16 protein-coding genes and 2 tRNA genes are annotated in these 18,150 nt (G+C 38.4%); 8 read left to right on the forward strand and 10 right to left on the reverse strand.

Going from position 1 to position 18,150, the window contains the following annotated elements; all coding sequences use genetic code 11:
- The first annotated feature begins 51 nt into the window (after nt 1-51).
- The 3 genes from JG479_RS10080 (at nt 52) to JG479_RS10090 (ending at nt 1,767) form a co-directional block, all read left to right on the forward strand.
- A complete protein-coding gene (locus JG479_RS10080) occupies nt 52-516 on the forward strand; it encodes a tetratricopeptide repeat protein (RefSeq protein WP_002961427.1) in 465 nt (154 codons plus the stop codon).
- Nucleotides 517-814: 298 nt separating this feature from the next.
- Nucleotides 815-1,249, forward strand: coding sequence for a SulA-like leucine-rich domain-containing protein (locus JG479_RS10085; protein ID WP_002961428.1), 435 nt, complete (start codon nt 815-817; stop codon nt 1,247-1,249).
- Nucleotides 1,250-1,287: 38 nt separating this feature from the next.
- Nucleotides 1,288-1,767, forward strand: coding sequence for a YchJ family protein (locus JG479_RS10090; RefSeq protein WP_039487357.1), 480 nt, complete (start codon nt 1,288-1,290; stop codon nt 1,765-1,767).
- A 74-nt stretch (nt 1,768-1,841) separates the two neighbouring features.
- Here the strand turns inward: JG479_RS10090 and JG479_RS10095 are convergent, their stop codons facing one another.
- From JG479_RS10095 to JG479_RS10105, 3 genes are all read right to left on the reverse strand, one after another.
- Nucleotides 1,842-2,759: a GGDEF domain-containing response regulator gene (locus JG479_RS10095; protein ID WP_039487354.1), complete on the reverse strand. Its 918-nt coding sequence runs from the start codon at nt 2,757-2,759 to the stop codon at nt 1,842-1,844.
- Between the two features lie 193 nt (nt 2,760-2,952).
- A complete protein-coding gene (locus tag JG479_RS10100; RefSeq protein ID WP_002961433.1) occupies nt 2,953-3,255 on the reverse strand; it encodes a DUF6172 family protein in 303 nt (100 codons plus the stop codon).
- 179 nt (nt 3,256-3,434) lie between these two features.
- A complete protein-coding gene (locus JG479_RS10105) occupies nt 3,435-3,962 on the reverse strand; it encodes a VC2046/SO_2500 family protein (protein ID WP_200219116.1) in 528 nt (175 codons plus the stop codon).
- Nucleotides 3,963-4,074: 112 nt separating this feature from the next.
- Here JG479_RS10105 and JG479_RS10110 point away from each other — a divergent pair.
- Nucleotides 4,075-4,159 (forward strand) — tRNA-Tyr (locus JG479_RS10110).
- Between the two features lie 49 nt (nt 4,160-4,208).
- A tRNA-Tyr gene (locus JG479_RS10115) sits at nt 4,209-4,293 on the forward strand.
- A 118-nt stretch (nt 4,294-4,411) separates the two neighbouring features.
- Here JG479_RS10115 and JG479_RS10120 read toward each other — a convergent pair.
- Nucleotides 4,412-5,110 carry a M48 family metallopeptidase gene (locus JG479_RS10120; protein WP_200219118.1) on the reverse strand — a complete coding sequence of 233 codons (699 nt, stop codon included), beginning with the start codon at nt 5,108-5,110 and terminating at the stop codon, nt 4,412-4,414.
- 316 nt (nt 5,111-5,426) lie between these two features.
- Here JG479_RS10120 and JG479_RS10125 point away from each other — a divergent pair, with 316 nt between their 5' ends.
- A complete protein-coding gene (locus JG479_RS10125; RefSeq protein ID WP_200219120.1) occupies nt 5,427-8,759 on the forward strand; it encodes an MHYT domain-containing protein in 3,333 nt (1,110 codons plus the stop codon).
- Nucleotides 8,760-8,762: 3 nt separating this feature from the next.
- On the forward strand, nt 8,763-9,755 hold the full coding sequence (locus tag JG479_RS10130; RefSeq protein ID WP_200219122.1) for a response regulator: 993 nt from the start codon (nt 8,763-8,765) through the stop codon (nt 9,753-9,755).
- Here the strand turns inward: JG479_RS10130 and JG479_RS10135 are convergent.
- Both JG479_RS10135 and JG479_RS10140 read right to left on the reverse strand, forming a co-directional pair.
- Nucleotides 9,752-10,192 carry a VOC family protein gene (locus JG479_RS10135; protein ID WP_200219124.1) on the reverse strand — a complete coding sequence of 147 codons (441 nt, stop codon included), beginning with the start codon at nt 10,190-10,192 and terminating at the stop codon, nt 9,752-9,754. The genes JG479_RS10130 and JG479_RS10135 overlap by 4 nt on opposite strands.
- Nucleotide 10,193: 1 nt before the next feature.
- Nucleotides 10,194-10,850, reverse strand: coding sequence for an HD domain-containing protein (locus JG479_RS10140; protein WP_039487345.1), 657 nt, complete (start codon nt 10,848-10,850; stop codon nt 10,194-10,196).
- 140 nt (nt 10,851-10,990) lie between these two features.
- On the opposite strand from JG479_RS10140, the gene JG479_RS10145 reads away from it, so the two are divergent.
- Nucleotides 10,991-12,181 (forward strand): class I SAM-dependent methyltransferase, encoded by a 1,191-nt coding sequence (locus JG479_RS10145; protein WP_002961441.1) that lies wholly within the window; start codon nt 10,991-10,993, stop codon nt 12,179-12,181.
- A gap of 30 nt (nt 12,182-12,211) precedes the next feature.
- Here JG479_RS10145 and JG479_RS10150 read toward each other — a convergent pair whose 3' ends face one another.
- The 4 genes from JG479_RS10150 to JG479_RS10165 form a co-directional block, all read right to left on the reverse strand.
- The gene (locus tag JG479_RS10150; protein ID WP_007581065.1) at nt 12,212-12,508 is read right to left on the reverse strand and encodes a PilZ domain-containing protein; all 297 of its coding nucleotides are present in this window, start codon (nt 12,506-12,508) and stop codon (nt 12,212-12,214) included.
- 9 nt (nt 12,509-12,517) lie between these two features.
- Entirely contained in the window at nt 12,518-12,898 is a 381-nt protein-coding gene (locus JG479_RS10155) for a response regulator (protein ID WP_024597850.1), read from the reverse strand.
- A gap of 75 nt (nt 12,899-12,973) precedes the next feature.
- On the reverse strand, nt 12,974-16,861 hold the full coding sequence (hrpA, locus tag JG479_RS10160; RefSeq protein ID WP_188085188.1) for an ATP-dependent RNA helicase HrpA: 3,888 nt from the start codon (nt 16,859-16,861) through the stop codon (nt 12,974-12,976).
- Nucleotides 16,862-17,055: 194 nt separating this feature from the next.
- Nucleotides 17,056-18,087, reverse strand: coding sequence for an isoaspartyl peptidase/L-asparaginase family protein (locus JG479_RS10165; protein WP_200219126.1), 1,032 nt, complete (start codon nt 18,085-18,087; stop codon nt 17,056-17,058).
- Nucleotides 18,088-18,150: the final 63 nt, after the last annotated feature.

Consider the following 18,150-nt stretch of genomic DNA (forward strand, 5'->3'; position numbering starts at 1 on the left):
CCTTGCTATATACTAAACTGTTAAAGTAGTTAAAATAATAAATGAACCAATATGCTTAAAACAACACCTTGTGAGCAAGACTTAGAGCAACAGCTAGACAACATTTTAGGTTTTGTTACTCAACCAGAAAGCAGCCCCGCGCCCATTGATAATAAAAAAGATGAGCAAAGTACTATTAATAAAGCCCTATATTATTTAAAAAATAATCAAGCTCCATTGGCTGCAAAATGGATGCGCCTTGCTGCAATGGCAGGAAACCATAGAGCACAGTTTTATTTAGGTTTATTTTTTGTAAAAGGTGAAGGCGTGCCACAAAGTGTATTTCATGCTGTAGCGTGGTTGAGCTTAGCGAGTAGCCAAGGGTACGCACCTGCCACTGCAGCGGTTACAGATATACGCAAACATATCGAAACTAAGCGATTTAAAGATGCTCAATGTTATGCAGCAAGTTTGTACGAACAAATCCACCAACTCCAGTTTTCTCATATGATCCCTCGCACCAGTGAAAACACATAAACTAACTAAGTTATAAGTACTGTATACAGTGTTGAAAAATACTGTATATAGTTACAAAGATACTCCTACACAGTATAAAACCCACAAATGAAAACATGACTCAAAAATTTATTTTAAAAATACCCCCTCAAAAACAAGTCTATAACAAGTTGATTAATAAAGAATTATAGATTTAAAAACAAAAAACAATGATCAAAAGCTGAATAACTGTACAAATAAATAGCATAAAATGCTTGCACGAAAGCACTGTATAAACTACTGTATATGAATACTGTATAAAAACCCAGTGAGTGAAATTATGTTACAGCCTATTACCGTAAGAACAGTTAAAAGTTACCAACAAGACGAGCAAAGCGATTGCGTAAATTTGATCCAAATTGAAGATGAAATTTCAGCGACCTTTGAGCTTTTAAAAGTATTACACCAATATAATAGCTCTAATGCATGGACGTTATTAATTGCACCAGATCATGTACCTAGCAAAGCTTTACTTGACTCATGCTCTATTGATACAAGTAAATTACTTGTTATTAGACAGAAGCACCTAGTAAATCTAGAGTATGTATTAAATTCTGCGTTACATAATGGAAACTTTGCAGCGGTAATTACCTGGACCGATATAGTTAATAACCAACTACTTACAAATCTATCGTTCGATTTGAGTAAAACGAATACAAAACTATATTGTTTTACTAAAAACGCTCAAACAACAGAGATACCACTCGCTCAATAAGCTTGTTAAACTAATGTTTTAGACTTTGTATTATTATTATGACTTCACTCAATACCACATTATGTTTTTGCAGCAGTGGGCACAATTATGCCGATTGCTGCGAGCCGCTTCACTTATCTGTTAAGCAAGCTGACACTCCTGAACAACTTATGCGCTCACGATTCAGCGCTTATGTTATTAAAAATGCAAAATATGTTTATCAAACCTACGCAAAAGAAAAACAAGCTGAGAATCCGGTTAAAGAAATCAATGATTTTGCTAACAGCTGTCGATTTATAAATCTTGATTTAATTGACTCAAGCCATGATGGTGATACTGGAACGGTAGAATTTAAAGCCCAATATTTTTATCAAAACTTATTTTGTGAGCTTCACGAAAAGTCGCTGTTTATTAAAGAAAACACTCAATGGCGTTATTTAGATGGCACTATATATCCTGTTGAAGATATTAAAGTAGGCAGAAATGATGACTGCCCATGCGGTAGCAATAAAAAGTACAAAAAATGTCATAGCATGTAATAAATAATCTTATTTAATATTTATCACCTAAAAGGTGTTTTTAAGTGGCAGAGTGATTTATTAGCTAACTAAACTTAAAAACACACTTTGTTACGCCCTTGCATTTTAGACTCATACATTTTTTCATCTGCGATCTGCAACGTGTTTTTGTTATTTACATATGGTTGTAGGGTTGCACCGCCAATACTAATAGTCACAAAATCATATTCTGAATATTTGTGTAATATTCCTAAATCGGCCACATTTTGTTTAATTTTATCAGCAACACAAATTGCACCTTCAGTGCTTGTATGCGGTAGAACAACTACAAACTCTTCGCCGCCATAACGCGCAACAAAATCGGTTGGCCTTTGCAAACTATTAGTAATAGTTTGTGCTACTAGGTTTAACACCGTATCCCCCTGCACATGACCATAGATATCATTGTATTGCTTAAAGTAATCTATATCGATGAGTAATAACGCATAGTCAACTTTTTCTCGTAAGGCGCTTCGTTCCATTTTAGAAAAATGTGCATCAAAATAACGGCGATTGAATACTTTAGTTAAATCATCTAAAAATACTTTTTGATTGAGTAAGTCGTGTTGTAATTTTAACGTTATATGGGCACGAACCCTTCTAAATAGTGTTTCTTTTATAATCGGCTTTTTAATAAAATCAACAGCTCCGGCTTCCCAACACTCTTCTTCTTCGTTTTCAAAGGATGTAACAAAAATAACTGGGATATCCTGTGTTTCAGTATTATTTTTTAATTTTAAACATGTATCAATACCACTCATTCCACCCATACTAATATCGAGTAGGACTATATCGGGTACATTTACATTACAAATTTCAATTGCTTCTTCACCACTTCCAGCTGTTGTCACATTAAAATGCTCAGATAATATTTTTTTCAATACGATTAAGCTTAATAACTGATCGTCAACTATAAGTACTTTAGAATTCTTTAAACTTAGTTTTAATTGATGGTCAGAGTAATTTATTGGCATAGTAAAAATGTTTTGTTTTTTTAATTAAAAACAGCCTATAGCATCACATTTTGTTATGCAAATGTTAATTAAGAGGGGTTCTACTTATTGGTTACTAATAAAAATACTTTTTAGTAAATCTTTACTGCATAAAAACAAAAAATGAGCCACTTGGGCTCATTTTATAACTTTGAATACTTAATTTAGTTAAGTATTATTCGTCATCATCTAAATCTAATTGCTGACGTTGAGCAGGTCGAGCTAAAATCTCTACGTAGAAAGAGGTCAAACCTTGCTTTTCAATTTCGCCAATTTGGTTACTTAATTCAGCAACGTGCACAACTTGCGCATCTTCAGCTGTGTTACCAAACTTACAGTCAAATGCCCAATAGTCAGCATCTTCAGGTAGCGTTTTATTACGCTCTCTTTTCAAATATTTTTTCACTTCGTGCTTTGCAGCATCAACCATACGAGGGTATTTGATTTTCTCGTGATTTAGCGTGAATGTTTTCTTCATTACGTTCCTAATTACCTTGGTTTAATGATAATGGCATTTCATGTCATACCATTTGACGCCATTATAGCAATTGCATTTAATTTTTGGATGCTTTTTTTTCATTAAATCAATTATTAGCAAATATATAAAGCAGACCCGTTATAAAGCATATATTAACTGATGATTATTACAATCATATATCACACCGCAATAAGCTGAAGTGGTTGATGTATTGCATCATTATTAAGGCTGTCGTAAAAAGCAGCTGCATTTATAGGGGGATTCGCTAGTTGTGTTTGTTCGCTTTTAATTCTTCTTCTGACAGCAAGCTCACAGTTATCTATTATATTAAGTGGAATATGCTTATCATCATTTCTAATCGCAAGTGGTTCAGGGCTTAAGCATTGCCTTAACTTAATACTTGTCATACCACAGCGCTCCCCTTCTTGAGATATTAATGATGCATTAAACTGTCCAACCAACATATTGTATTCATCAGGGGCTAAAAGTTGCTTTGGACCTGCGCCAAATTGCTTTCTTAATGCCTCTTCTTCTATAACTAAATTATCTATTTCAGTTTTTGGTAAATGAAATTGGCTAAAGTCGAGTGCGTCATGTGACAGCATCGCTAATAGTAGAGAAAATTCGCCACGGCGATTTTCATGCACACTATTATTGAGCCTACTGTTTAACTGACTCTCTGTGATTAACAAATCATCTATTTGCATAGTCTTTAGTCGATTGTGGTAACTGATAGATATTTATCGGCTTTATTTCAATTTTCTTTAGCTTTTTTCTTTACTTAAATACGCAATTTGCTATTATCAGCGCCGTTGCATTGGAGGGGTTCCCGAGCGGCCAAAGGGATCAGACTGTAAATCTGACGGCTCAGCCTTCGCTGGTTCGAATCCAGCTCCCTCCACCACTTTTCTTACCGCTAAGTTAAGTGGGGCCAAATGCAATAAAATTAGTGTGGAGGGGTTCCCGAGCGGCCAAAGGGATCAGACTGTAAATCTGACGGCTCAGCCTTCGCTGGTTCGAATCCAGCTCCCTCCACCACTTCTCTACTATTCCTATATTCCTATATTCCTATATTCCTATATTCCTATATTCCTATATTCCTATATTCCTATATTCCTATATTCCTATATTCCTATATTCCTATATTCAGGTAACTTCAAAATACCCATTGTAAACTCATACTGTTTTTCTTTAGCCATGTTGATGATGCTTTATAATTAGGAAAAAAACGATCAACGTGTTGCCAAAAAGCTTTGCTGTGGTTTAAGTGACGTAAATGCGCTAACTCGTGGACAATCACATAATCAATAGCATGATAAGGCGCTCCGATTAAATGCAAATTAAATGTTAGCTCTCGCTTACTATTACAACTTCCCCACTTTCGCTTATAAATAGCTACTTTTAGACTCGTAGGTAATTCTTCATCCATTTGTGCGCAGAAGTACGCTAAACGCATTTCTATATATGCAGTTAGTTGCTCTTTTAAATATTCTTCAAGAAGTTGCTGATATTTTTGCGAAGTATTTTTAACGCGCGAAGAGTGTGTAATAAGCAAGCTGTCGTTACAGTTTAGTGCTTCGGACTTAATACCTTGCTTAAATTCTATGTTTACAATGCTATCAAAGATTAAAATTTGTTTGTCTTTGAGCGGGTTCTGTCTGCTATCAGCAATATTGTGCTGTTTAGTTAATTGAGCATTTACCCACACCTGCTTATCAAAAAGCCATTCTTGGATGTGTTTATTACTAACAAATTGAGGGGCATATACAGTCACCTTCTTGTTATGTACTTTAATGGCAACCGTTTTACGTTTTATACTTTTCTTTAACTGATATTCAAACACTTTCATACTCATTAATGATATTGCTACGAGAAAATTCACCAGCAACTAATAAAACCAAATAAGGTGTAATTTTCGCTTAGTTAAGCCAATTCATTAGTTTTCTTAAGGTTGCTCGATAGAAACTTAAATATGACCATATAAATCGAACTTAGCCCCGTTAAAGGCAATACATTAGAATAAAAAACACCAACTAAAAAACTACTTCCTGATAAATAAAAGAAAACTAAAAGTAATAAATTCGTTATTTTAATCACTTCATTGAATTAACAGTTTATTTATTAATTAATTAGATTAAACTTGATAAATAAAGATTATATTTTGAGCCATTATGTTATCAGCTTTTTTTATCACAGACCAAGATCCTAGCTTAATCATTAATGGCGTTTACGATCCTCTATTAGTTTCAATGTCATTGCTAATTGCTATTTTTGCAGCCTTTTTCACCATTCGACTTATAGATCTCGCAAAAGAAACTCAATTTCCTAGCTACCAACGTTTAGCAAACGTGACCGCTGCAACTGTTTTTTCGGCTGGTATTTGGAGTATGCACTTTATTGGTATGCTTGCCTTTTCACTGTGTACTAATATTGATTATGATCCAACAATCACTCTCCTTTCTTTTATACCAGCATTTATTGCATGTCAGTACGCTGTATCAATGCTAGTAAATAGTAAAGGGAATCTAAAAGTATTGTCGATTTGCTCCGTGTTACTAGGAGCCGGCATTGGCACTATGCATTATAGCGGCATGGCTGCAATGGATCTTGCTCCTTTACTTAGATATGATCCATTGATATTTGCGTTATCAATCATTGTTGCTGTAGCCCTCTCCTTTATAGCCCTTTACAGTCGCTTTAATCTTGAGCGTTTTTTACCCTCTTTATCACCTCTTCAAAATAACTCAATTAGCGCTGTTATTTTAGGGTGTGCTGTTGCTGGTATGCACTATATGGGTATGGCCGCTACACGTTTTGTAGCTACATCGCCACTAATCTATGATGATGCTAACGCAACCGCAGGACTAACTTTTATCGCCATTGCAGTCGCCACAGCAACTATCGCGATTACAAGCGTGGTTGGTGTAATAAATGGTATGGTTCGCTATCGCATGCTACTTGAGGATAAGTCGGCAAAAGAATCCCGTCTAAATGCTATTTTAGGTACCGCTATAGATGGCATTGTTACCATTGACCATGCTGGTATTATTTTAAGTTTTAATGAAGCCGCAAGTAAAATTTTTGGCTGGCAAGAAAACCAAGTTCAAGGCAAAAACGTAAAAATGCTAATGGACGATAACATTGCCAAGCACCACGACGAATACCTCTTAAATGCTCACAATGTTGATCTAGGTAAAATAATAGGCATAAACCGTGATGTATATGCAAAACACATGAACGGACATGTTTTTCCTATTCGCTTAGGTATAGGCGAAGTAAATCAGCCGGGCCATAACCCTTTATATGTTGGCTTCATCACCGACTTGACCGAACAACGCGCTTTGCAGCAAAGTTTAGAAGAGAAAGAACAAAAATACCGCTCTCTTATCGATAACATGCCCGGAGTCGCGTTTAGATGCAAGTTTGATGACAACTGGACTATGTTATTTATTAGTCCAAATATAATTGAGCTTACAGGGTATAACCCAAATGAGTTTACAGAGCATTGTATCGAGTTTAATGACTTGGTCTTGAAATCAGACCAAAAACAAATAGTTGATGAAGTCACTAAAGCTGTTGATGCAAAGTCTCAATATTCTATTGAATACCGAATTAGACATAGAAATGGCAAAATTTTGTGGTTGTTAGATAAAGGGAGTATCGACTTTGATGCTCAAGGCAACCCAAAGTGGATTGATGGTGTTTTAGTCGATATTACTGAACGCAAAGAATATGAAGAAAAACTAGAGCAAGCTAAATTTAAAGCTGAAGAAGCTGCTCATGCAAAGCAATCTTTTATGGCTAATATGAGCCATGAAATACGCACCCCAATGAATTCTATAATAGGTTTTAGCGATCTATTAATGGACACCCCACTTGATCAAGAACAACAAAAGCACTTGGTTACCGTAAATAATGCAGCGCGTTCATTGCTAAGATTGTTAAATGAAATTCTCGACTCTGCAAAACTAGAACGCGGTAAGCTCACCATTGAGCCAGTCCACTTTAGCTTAAAACCAGTGATAGACAGTATTATTTCTACTTTTTGGTTAGAGGCTAAAAAGAAAGATTTAGAACTTAAACTCCATATTAAAGAATCAGTAAGTTCTACGTACTACGGCGACCCAGATCGACTCAGACAAGTACTCACTAATCTAATTGGTAACGCGATTAAGTTCACCGAAGAAGGCTCTGTTACGGTCACCGTTGGCATGACACAAAATCAGCATCTGTTTTTTGAAGTGCAAGATACCGGAATTGGTATTGCAAAAGATCGTATTCAAGCTGTATTTCAACCTTTTGAACAAGCCGATGGCACTACTACTCGCCGCTTTGGTGGTACAGGCCTTGGTACAACCATAAGTAAACAACTTGTAGAGCTTATGGGCGGAACAATAAACTTAGTAAGTGAGCTAGGTAAAGGCACCTGTTTTTACTTTTCATTGCCGCTTACTTTAGGTGACGAATCTAAAATAGATTATTTTGATGGTCTACACACCCAACTGCCTGCACTTAGAGTGCTAGTAGTTGATGATATAGAGCAAAATACAGAACTACTGTCTTTGCTTCTATCACGCGATCAGCATTCAGTTACCAAAGCGTCAAACGGACTTGAAGCGATTAAAGTATTTGAAGAGCAAGACTTTGATGTCATCTTAATGGATATACATATGCCATTGTGTGATGGCATACAAGCAGCACAAAAAATAAGAGCTATAGAAAACCAAAGGCAGCTTAAGTACACGCCAATTATCGCGCTCACAGCAAGCGTATTACAGCAAGATAAGCTTACGGCTAAAAAAGCAGGCATGAATGGCTTTGCCAATAAACCCGTCGATATAAATCAGCTTAACCAAGAAATAGCGCAAGTGCTGGGGCTTGGTATTGCAAAAGAAATGGTTATATCGCAAAGCGATCCTAAAGCGCAGCATATAGATTTTGAAAAAGGATTAGCACTTTGGGGTTCTAAGTGTAAGCAACTTACAGAGATTACTAAGTTTGTTAGTGATAGTGATAAGCGGTTTGAGAGATTATTTAATGATAAATTATCAAACATAAAAGATGTCGATAGCCTCATTCACACACTCAAAGGTGTTGCTGGTAACTTAGGGCTAACAACGTTAATGAAGTTATTAACCGATTTAGAGCACAAGCAAAGTGATGCTAAAGTTATTAGTCTTTTAGACGATATCAAAAACGAACTACTTATTATAACGCAACTGCTGTCATCAAATACTTGCGATGAGCCAAATAGCAAGCCTGAAGATGATAGCTCAGACACTCTATCAATAGATGAAATTAAGTCACTGTGTGAAACACTTCATCAAGATGCGCAAAACGCAGAATTAAATGATGAACTACTCGCAAAGTTGCAACGCGGCGCACCTTCTACCTTTCAAAATGAAGTTGATGATATAGCCGAAGCCTTTGATGAATTTGATTTTGATAAAGCACACGTAATACTAGAAACCTTACTTGAAAAACTAACAAACAATGAGTATTAATTAATGGATTTTACGACAGATAGGCCACGGGTATTAATTGTTGACGATGAGCCTGCAAATCTAAAAGTAATGCGCGAAGTGTTAGGTAATCAATATCGTATGTCGTTTGCTAAATCTGGTGATGCCGCACTAGCACTTCTTGAAAAAGAACTACCAAAGCTAATTTTGCTTGACATAATGATGCCAGATATGAATGGCTTTGAAGTGTGCCAAATTGTTAAGAGAAATCCTAAAACATCACATATCCCAATTATTTTTGTAACTGCGCTTGGCGATGAAAGCGATGAATACAAAGGTTTTGAGTTAGGCGCAGTAGATTATATTACTAAACCAATAAGCCCTGCCATTGTAAGAGCAAGGGTTAATACTCACTTGTCGCTAGTACAAGCAGAGCAATTAAAGCAAGCTCATGTAGATTTAGTGGAACGTCTAGGCCGTGCAGCGGAATATAAAGACACCGACACGGGTGAACACATAGTGCGCATGAGCCAATACAGTAAAGTATTAGCGTTAGCACTAGGTATGGATGAGCAACGTGCAGAACTTTTACGTCAAGCTGCCCCAATGCACGATGTAGGAAAAATAGGCATCCCTGATGCTATCCTACTCAAACCTGGAAAGTTAACCTCTGAAGAGTTTGATCATATGAAAGAACACGCCACCATTGGCGCGCAAATTTTAGCAAACTCATCATCTCCTTTACTACAACTTGCACATACACTTGCAATTGAACACCACGAAAAATGGGATGGCTCAGGCTATCCTAACGGGATCAAAGGCGAAGAAATATCAGTTGAAGGTAGAATTGTTGCTATAGCTGACGTATTTGATGCACTTACCTCAAAACGCCCTTACAAAGAGGCTTGGAGTGTAGAGAAAACAGTTTTGCATATGCAAGAGCAAGCAGGAACTCATTTCGATCCCGCTCTAATCGAGCTATTAGTAAAAAACTTAGACAATATTATTGCTATAAAAAATGCAAATCAAGAAAGCTAATTCTTTTTAGCACTGTGAGAGCCAAGCTCAACATTTGGGTAATAAGATTTTATATAACGATAGTCATGTGACGTAATTTCATGGCTATTGCCACTTTCGTCTTTAAAGTACATAGAAAACGTTACACCATGATCTGCTAAAACTACTTTTATATTTAAACTCTCAAGATGAATACGCCATTGAATAAATTGATCCCCTGAGGCTAAAAATGCAATCCCTTTACTGCGCCCCTCTCCTTCAAACAATGCTAAACGAGTGGTTGAACAAGCATCTTCAAGCGTTAAAGGGCCTCGCCCATCCTCATCCCAAAAGGCAAGCTCTGGCACTACGCTAAAACCTAAAACCTGTTCATACCACTTAACGGCATTAGCTAAGTTATCAACATTTAAATGGCAATGATCAATGCCTGATAATTTCGGTATGCTTGTATTATTCACGTTACTCACCAATTTCTGACTTTAATTGCTCTAAAAACTCATGCATATACCTTGTTCGTCTATTCGCCTCTGCTTTAGCTGATGGGGTATTCATACTATCGGCAATATGTAATAACTTTATGAAAAAGTGATCAAGCGTGTATGTTTTATCATCAGCCTCGCGTTCAACACAAAAAGGGTCATTTGGGTTATATAATAACCGAGAAATTGAGCCACCAACCTTCATGCACCGGCTAACGCCAATAGCGCCCAATGCATCCATTCTGTCGGCATCTTGTACTATTTGCGCTTCAACTGTTTTAATTTTTATATTTGCGCTGAAGCTATGTGCTGCAATTGCATGATGAATCTCATCAAAAAGTGACTCGTCATAATTAATCGATTTTAAAAATTCCAATGCCTTATCAGCTGCCATAGTAGAGGCTTTTGCACGATCAGGGTGGTTTTTAGCCACCGCCACACAGTCGTGCATCCACGCTGCAGGTAATACTACTGACATGTTTGCCTGCTCCGCATTACATAACTGTATTGCAACGCGCACCACTCGCTCTATATGAGTAATGTCATGAGCAACATCGGCATGCACTAAAGAGGCGATAAACCCTCTACATTGTGAGTTAAGTATTTCTAAATCAGGGCTTAAAGCGACGTCAGACAAAGTTAGGTTCCAAAAAGCTAATTAATCAATGAATTATCCGTACTTTACCGTGCTTTATGCCCCCCTTGCAAAACATTCATTGTATGTTGCTCCTTGCTTGACTAAAATACAGCGCTTATTTATTACTACTGAGAAGCCTTATGTCATCTGCCGTTTACCTACAAGCTGGTCGCGATAAATCATTAAAAAGAAAACACCCTTGGTTATTTTCAAAAGCCATCAAAAAAATTAAAGGTAAACCTGGATTAGGCGACACAGTAACGATTCACGACAGCGAAGGTAAGTTTTTAGCAACTGCTGCGTATAGCCCTCACTCACAAATTCGTGCACGTGTTTGGAGCTTTGACGAAAAAGAAGTCATCGATCAACACTTTTTTGAACGCCGTTTACGTCGCTCATTAGAAGCCCGTAGCCAAGTTATTGAAGAAGGCGGATTAACAGGGTTTCGCTTATGTGCTGCTGAGTCTGATTACTTACCAGGCGTTACAATAGATAAATTTGACAACGTATTAGTGTGCCAGCTATTAAGCGCCGGTGCCGAGCGCCATAAAGGCGAGATTGTAGGCGCATTGATGTCTATTTTCCCCGGCTCTAGCATATATGAGCGTTCTGACGTAGATGTACGTACTAAAGAAGGCTTAGAACCAATAAAAGGCGCTCTTTGGGGTAACGAACCAAAAGAGCCTGTGCTTATTGAAGAAAACGGCTTAAAAATCGAAGTTGATATAATTGAAGGTCACAAAACAGGATTTTACTTAGATCAGCGTGACAGCCGTGCTGCACTTGAGCGCTTCTCAAAAGGTAAAACTGTCCTTAACTGCTTTAGTTACACAGGTACATTCTCGTTGTATGCCCTGCGTGGTGGATGTGAGCATGTAACTAACGTAGATGTATCGCAACCCGCTTTAGATACAGCAAAGCGTAATGTTGAGCATAATAACTTAGATTTAAACAAAGTGAGCTTTGTTAAGCAGGATGTATTTAAATTATTACGCCAATACCGCGACGAAGGTAGACAGTTTGATACCATCGTAATGGACCCACCAAAATTTGCTGATAATAAAGCGCAGTTAACGGGCGCGTGTCGTGGCTATAAAGATATCAACATGATTGCCATGCAAATACTAAAACCAGGTGGAACACTATTAACATTCTCATGCTCTGGTTTAATGGAACAAAACTTGTTTCAAAAAGTAGTAGCCGATGCAGCACTTGATGCAGGTAAAGACCTACTGATAATGGAGCGATTAAACCAGGCAGCCGATCACCCAATTGCTGGCAGCTACCCTGAAGGCTTTTACTTAAAAGGCTTAATCTGTAAGGTTTTTTAATATCTACTATTGAGTTTAACTGAATTCGATTTAGTTAAACTGAATGATTTCAAGACCTGCTGTTACCGTGCCATCATCTTCTTTGCTGGCACGTATTACTTTTGCTGTTGCATTTAAAGGCGCAATACTTGGATGAGTCGAATCAATGTTCACCGTCAGTAAGGTATTAGGTTCAAGCAATTCATCTAAATGAATTGATAAACCTGTTGCACTTAAATCCACGCACTCTGCGGCAAAACTTAAACCCGCTATTGGTTCTATCGTTGTTAAATTTGCAGGAGTGTTAATCTGCATGCGTCTAAAATTTCGCTTATCATCAGTAAACATATGTTACCTCTAAACAACCGTGTTAATTTCTTCCAACAAAGCACCCACTGAAAATGGCTTTACAACATACGCGTTACAACCAGCATCAAACCCTGCTTGTTTTTCAGATGGGGACTCTAGGCCCGATACCATAACAACAGGAATATTTTTTGTTTCAGGTGTGTGCTTTAGCATTCGGCATGTATCATAACCATCAAGACCAGGCATACAAACATCAAGCAAAATTATATCTGGCGGACTCGCAATTGCTGACGCAAGGCAGCTTTGCCCTGAATCTGCGTAACTAACATCAAATTTCGACGCTAGTGCGGCTTTGAGCATTTCAAAATTAAAATACTCGTCATCTACCACTAAAAGTCGCTTTGTTTTATGTTCAATCGATGAGGACATAACTATGTCGCTTCCTTTTCAAAACAAAAATAAATCCTTCTATTAAGGTACTAAGCTTAATAGAAAATGCAAGTTTTATTCTATCTCTTTTATCGCATTAAGTACCCGCTTGGCTGAAATTGGGTAAGGCGTTCCTAGTGTTTGAGCAAATAGCGACACTCTAAGCTCCTGTTGCATCCAAAAAATAGCGGTTACCTCTTGTGGTATAGGCAACCCTTTAGGCGTTTTATTAACTACTTTTTTATACTCTTGCGCAACTTTATCTAGCTCTAGTACGCATAACCTATCACGATTTGGATCCACTGGCAGCTTTTCTAAACGTTTTTGAATCGCTTTTAAATAACGAATTAAATCCGCTATTTTATCTGCGCCATGCGCGCTCACAAAACCTTTAAATATAAGTGACTCAAGCTGTGACTTAATATCGCCGTGCGCGGTTATCATGGTTAAATCAACGCGCCCTTTCATTTTTTTATGCAGCGCATGAGCAATACTTAATACTTGCTCAACTTGCGTTGCAATCGATACAACGGCATCGCCCAGCTCACCGCGTATTTGCTCTTTTACTGTTTCAAATGCTTTTTCGTCGCGTATATCACCGTGTTTTACTAATAAGCTATCAACACCTGCGGCAATACAGTCATCAATTAAATCAGCTATTTTACCAAATGGGTTAAAGTACAAACCCAGCTTTGCCTTATTCGGTAAGTTTTGTTGTAAGTACTTAATTGGCGATGGCACATTTAATAGTACTAAACGGCGCAAACCTTGTTGATGAGCTTGCTGCGCTTTTGCTTCGCTATCAAAAAGCTCCACTGCAGCGGCTGATTTTTTATCCACCAGCGCAGGGTATGCTTTTATCTCATATTGACCTTGCTTTTTAACGTATGAAGCGGGTAACTCACCAAAATCCCATTGTGTTAGGTCTGACTTTTCAATGCCTTTATCGGCTACTTTAGACAGTGTTTCGGTTACTTCACCTTGCAGCTCTGCTTTGAGCTTGGCTAAATCAAGTCCTCGTGCAAGTAACTTATCGCTCTCATCACGTACTTCAAACTGTAATCGTAAATGCGGTGCTAATGCACTTAAATCCCATGCCTCGGGATCAACCCTCACACCTGTCATTCTTAATAAACGCGTGGCTAAAGCATCAATTAAGCTACCTTGCATTGGCTCAATAGCTGCCAGTACTGCATCAGCATAGTTTGGTGCTGGCACAAAATTACGACGAAGCGATTTAGGCAATGACTTTATAAGCCCACTTATTAGCTCATGCCTAAATGCTGGTATGTGCCAGTCAAAACCACTTTCTTGTACTTGATTTAAAAGCGCTACTGGTATTTGTACCGCAACGCCATCAACTGCTTGGCCTGGGTCGAAATGATAAGCAAGCGGCAATATAATATTGTCTTGCTGCCATGTGTCAGGGTAGTCAAACTCAGTGATATTACTTGCACCATGCTGCATTAACTCTTCACGAGTCATGTGTAGGTAATGCTTATTTTGTTGTTTTTGTGTTTTATACCATTTTAAAAATGCAGCGCGGTTATTAATTTCTTTAGGTATTTTTTTATCGTAAAACTCAAATAACGTTTGCTCATCAACTAAAATATCACGACGACGTGACTTATTTTCCAGAACTTGAATATCTTCTATTAGCTCACGGTTAAACGCTAAAAAGCCCTCGTTTAAGCCCAGTTCTTGCTCAACTAATGCAGTGCGCACAAAAAGCTCTCGACTCACTTTAGGGTCTATGTTGCTATAAACACAGCGGCGTTTATTTACAACAAGTAAGCCGTATAAAGTTTGCTGTTCAAACGCGATTACCGCACCTGGCTTTTTCTCCCAATGAGGTTCTGTGTAACTACGTTTAACTAAGTGCTGTGCTAATGGTTCTACCCAGTTAATGTCTATTTTTGCATTTGTGCGGGCATATAACTTACTTGTCTCTACCAGCTCCGCTGACATGATCCATTTAGGGCTCTTTTTAAATAAACCTGAACCCGGAAAAATATGAAACTGACTATTACGTGCGCCTTTGTATATTTGTTTTTCATCTTTAAAGCCAATATGGCTTAGCATCCCGCTTAACAACGCTTTGTGAACAAGTTCGCCATCAGCCGCTTGGCTGGTGGCTTTCATGCCCATTTCGTTACACACAGTACTTATTTGATAAACAATATCTTGCCATTCACGCAGGCGCATATAGGCTAAGAAGTCTTTTTGACACAGCTTTCTAAACTGGCTATTAGTCAGCTCGCTTTGCTGCTCTTCTAGGTAATTCCATAAGTTTAAAAAAGCGATAAAATCAGAATCTGGATCATCAAAACGACCGTGCTTTTCATTGGCAGCCGCACGTTTTTCCTGTGGGCGTTCACGTGGGTCTTGAATAGACAACGCCGCCACAATAATAATCACTTCACGCAATGCGCCAAGTTTATGGGCTGTTAGCACCATTTTTGCTAAACGTGGGTCAACGGGTAATCGACTAAGCTCTCTGCCCGATTGCGTTAGGCTGGTTTTACTATCGCGTTTAGCTGGTTTTACCGCTTGTAGCTCTTCAAGCAATGTTAGGCCATCATTAATATTGCGGCTATCTGGCGCTTGTACAAACGGAAATTGCGCCATATCACCAAGCCCTAGCGCCAACATTTGTAAAATAACAGATGCAAGATTAGTACGTAGTATTTCAGGGTCGGTAAACTCTGGGCGCGATAAAAAATCATCCTCAGAGTACAACCTAATACAAATACCCGCTTCAACACGTCCACAACGACCCATACGCTGATTAGCGCTTGCTTGTGATATAGGCTCTATTGGTAGGCGCTGTACTTTTGTACGATAGCTGTAGCGACTTATACGCGCAGTACCTGGGTCTATTACATAACGAATACCCGGCACGGTTAATGATGTTTCGGCTACGTTAGTCGATAAAATAATATGACGACGAGAATGTGGCGCAAATATACGGTTTTGCTCTGCGTTAGATAAACGCGAATAAAGTGGCAATACATCGGTGTGTTTTAAATTACGCTTGCTAAGTGCATCTGCGGTATCGCGTATTTCACGCTCACCATTTAAAAATATGAGAATATCGCCAGGGCCTTCAGTGCACAGCTCATCAACGGCATCAAAAATACCTTGTAGCTGATCGCCCTCCGCTTCCATATCATCTTTATTAATATCAGTAATAGGGTTGTAGCGCACATCAACAGGGAAAGTACGACCCGATACTTCTATAATGGGCGCATCATCAAAGTGCTTTGAAAAGCGCTCAGGATCAATAGTCGCTGAGGTAATTATTATTTTTAAATCAGGGCGTTTTGGAAGCAGGTTTTTTAAGTAACCTAAAATAAAATCAATATTTAAACTACGCTCATGCGCTTCATCAATAATAATCGTGTCGTATTGATTTAAAAAACGGTCTTGCTGAATTTCAGCCAGCAAAATACCGTCGGTCATTAATTTAATATACGTATTATTAGATACCTGATCGCTAAAACGAATTTTAAAGCCAACTTGCTGACCAAGTTCACACTTCATTTCTTCAGCAATACGATTAGCCACCGTTCGTGCTGCTAATCGGCGTGGTTGCGTATGACCAATTAAACCATCAACACCGCGACCAAGCTCTAAACACATTTTAGGTATTTGCGTTGTTTTACCTGAGCCCGTCTCACCGGCAATAATAACCACTTGGTTATTTGCAATGGCGTCTTTAATTAATTCCTTTTTTTGACTTACCGGCAATTGCTCAGGGTAAGTCACTTTAGGGAGGCCAGCTAAGCGTTTATCGCGTAATTCTTGGCTACGGGTTATATCAGCCGCTATTTTTTCAAGCGCGTTGGCATGCTTGTTTTCATCCGTTATTTTTTTTACGCCATGTAAGCGTTTTTTGAAAATGAATTGATCTTTTTTTAAGCACGTTTTTAGCTCGCCAAACAACTGACCTAGGTTTACCACCCGCATACCTTATAAAATTAGTTAAAGAGCCGTAATTGTATCAAATTAAACGGCTGGGGTTAATCCTACAAAATGCATAACGCGGGGTTGTTTGTTATATAAACGCTGCTATTGAACTAAACTGTGAATAATAAATTTATTTTAAACAATTATTTTCAGGGCTAACTACATTGAATAAATTAAATGACGTTGGCTTATTCGTCACTAAAAATGCCTACGTAGGTCGCTTGCGTATTCGATTTACTTGCCCGATACATGCCAGAGGTATTAAACGGTAAGCTAATATTACCTTTTGTATCAATAATAATTACGCCGCCTGTGCCACCAATAGGCTTAAGCACACCGTTTATAACTTCATCCCCAGCTTCGGCTATGGTTTTACCTTGGTACTTAACTCGCGCACATATATCGCTTGCTACGTTATAGCGAATAAAGTATTCACCATGCCCTGTTGCCGATACCGCGCACGATTCATTTTCAGCAAATGTTCCAGCCCCAATTACCGGCGCATCCCCCACACGACCATAACGTTTTGCGGTCATACCACCTGTTGATGTACCTGCAGCTAAGTTACCATTTTTATCAAGCGCCACTGCGCCAACCGTGCCCATTTTGTAAGAGTTAGGTAATGCTTTGTGCGCGGCTTGGTACTCTTTACTGGTTGCTTTGGCTTTATCTAATTTTTGTTTTGCTTTTAAAAGCGCTTTGTAGCGAGGCTCGGTATCAAATAAGTTATTTTCGACAAGCTCAACACCTTGCTCTTTAGCAAACTCTTCAGCGCCTTGCCCACTAAGCATTACGTGTACAGAGTTATCCATCACCAAACGCGCTAAGTTAATTGGGCTCTCAATATGCTTTACACCCGCAACTGCGCCTGCTTCACGATTTCGACCATCCATTATGGATGCATCAAGCTCATGCCCGCCATCGTAGGTGTATACCGCTCCACGCCCTGCATTAAAATAAGGGGATTGCTCTAATACTGCAATTGCTGCAATTACCGCATCTAAGCTTTCGCCGCCTTGGTATAATACTTTATAACCGGTCTCTACTGCTTGCGTTAATTTTGCCCGATACTCTTTTTCTTGAGCGGGTGTAAATCGTGCTTTTTCAATTGTCCCTGCCCCACCATGAATCGCAATGGCAAAAGGAGTCTCTGCAGCTAATGCACTATTGCTTAAAGCAACAAGGCTGCTCGCAAAAATGGCTAATAATGGTGTTTTCATAATGAGTTCTTTTATGGGGAAGTTATAAACTAATGTGAATGGTTACGGACTTAATTTCAACTA

It is taken from the genome of Pseudoalteromonas sp. LC2018020214, assembly GCF_016598755.1.
GTDB lineage: Bacteria > Pseudomonadota > Gammaproteobacteria > Enterobacterales > Alteromonadaceae > Pseudoalteromonas > Pseudoalteromonas distincta.

Bases quoted from the DNA above. Each gene is read 5' to 3' on its own strand.
- JG479_RS10080 (WP_002961427.1), top strand. From the start codon at position 52: ATGCTTAAAACAACACCTTGTGAGCAAGACTTAGAGCAACAGCTAGAC.
- JG479_RS10085 (WP_002961428.1), top strand. From the start codon at position 815: ATGTTACAGCCTATTACCGTAAGAACAGTTAAAAGTTACCAACAAGAC.
- JG479_RS10090 (WP_039487357.1), top strand. From the start codon at position 1,288: ATGACTTCACTCAATACCACATTATGTTTTTGCAGCAGTGGGCACAAT.
- JG479_RS10095 (WP_039487354.1), bottom strand. From the start codon at position 2,759: ATGCCAATAAATTACTCTGACCATCAATTAAAACTAAGTTTAAAGAAT.
- JG479_RS10100 (WP_002961433.1), bottom strand. From the start codon at position 3,255: ATGAAGAAAACATTCACGCTAAATCACGAGAAAATCAAATACCCTCGT.
- JG479_RS10105 (WP_200219116.1), bottom strand. From the start codon at position 3,962: ATGCAAATAGATGATTTGTTAATCACAGAGAGTCAGTTAAACAGTAGG.
- JG479_RS10120 (WP_200219118.1), bottom strand. From the start codon at position 5,110: ATGAGTATGAAAGTGTTTGAATATCAGTTAAAGAAAAGTATAAAACGT.
- JG479_RS10125 (WP_200219120.1), top strand. From the start codon at position 5,427: ATGTTATCAGCTTTTTTTATCACAGACCAAGATCCTAGCTTAATCATT.
- JG479_RS10130 (WP_200219122.1), top strand. From the start codon at position 8,763: ATGGATTTTACGACAGATAGGCCACGGGTATTAATTGTTGACGATGAG.
- JG479_RS10145 (WP_002961441.1), top strand. From the start codon at position 10,991: ATGTCATCTGCCGTTTACCTACAAGCTGGTCGCGATAAATCATTAAAA.
- JG479_RS10150 (WP_007581065.1), bottom strand. From the start codon at position 12,508: ATGTTTACTGATGATAAGCGAAATTTTAGACGCATGCAGATTAACACT.
- JG479_RS10155 (WP_024597850.1), bottom strand. From the start codon at position 12,898: ATGTCCTCATCGATTGAACATAAAACAAAGCGACTTTTAGTGGTAGAT.
- JG479_RS10165 (WP_200219126.1), bottom strand. From the start codon at position 18,087: ATGAAAACACCATTATTAGCCATTTTTGCGAGCAGCCTTGTTGCTTTA.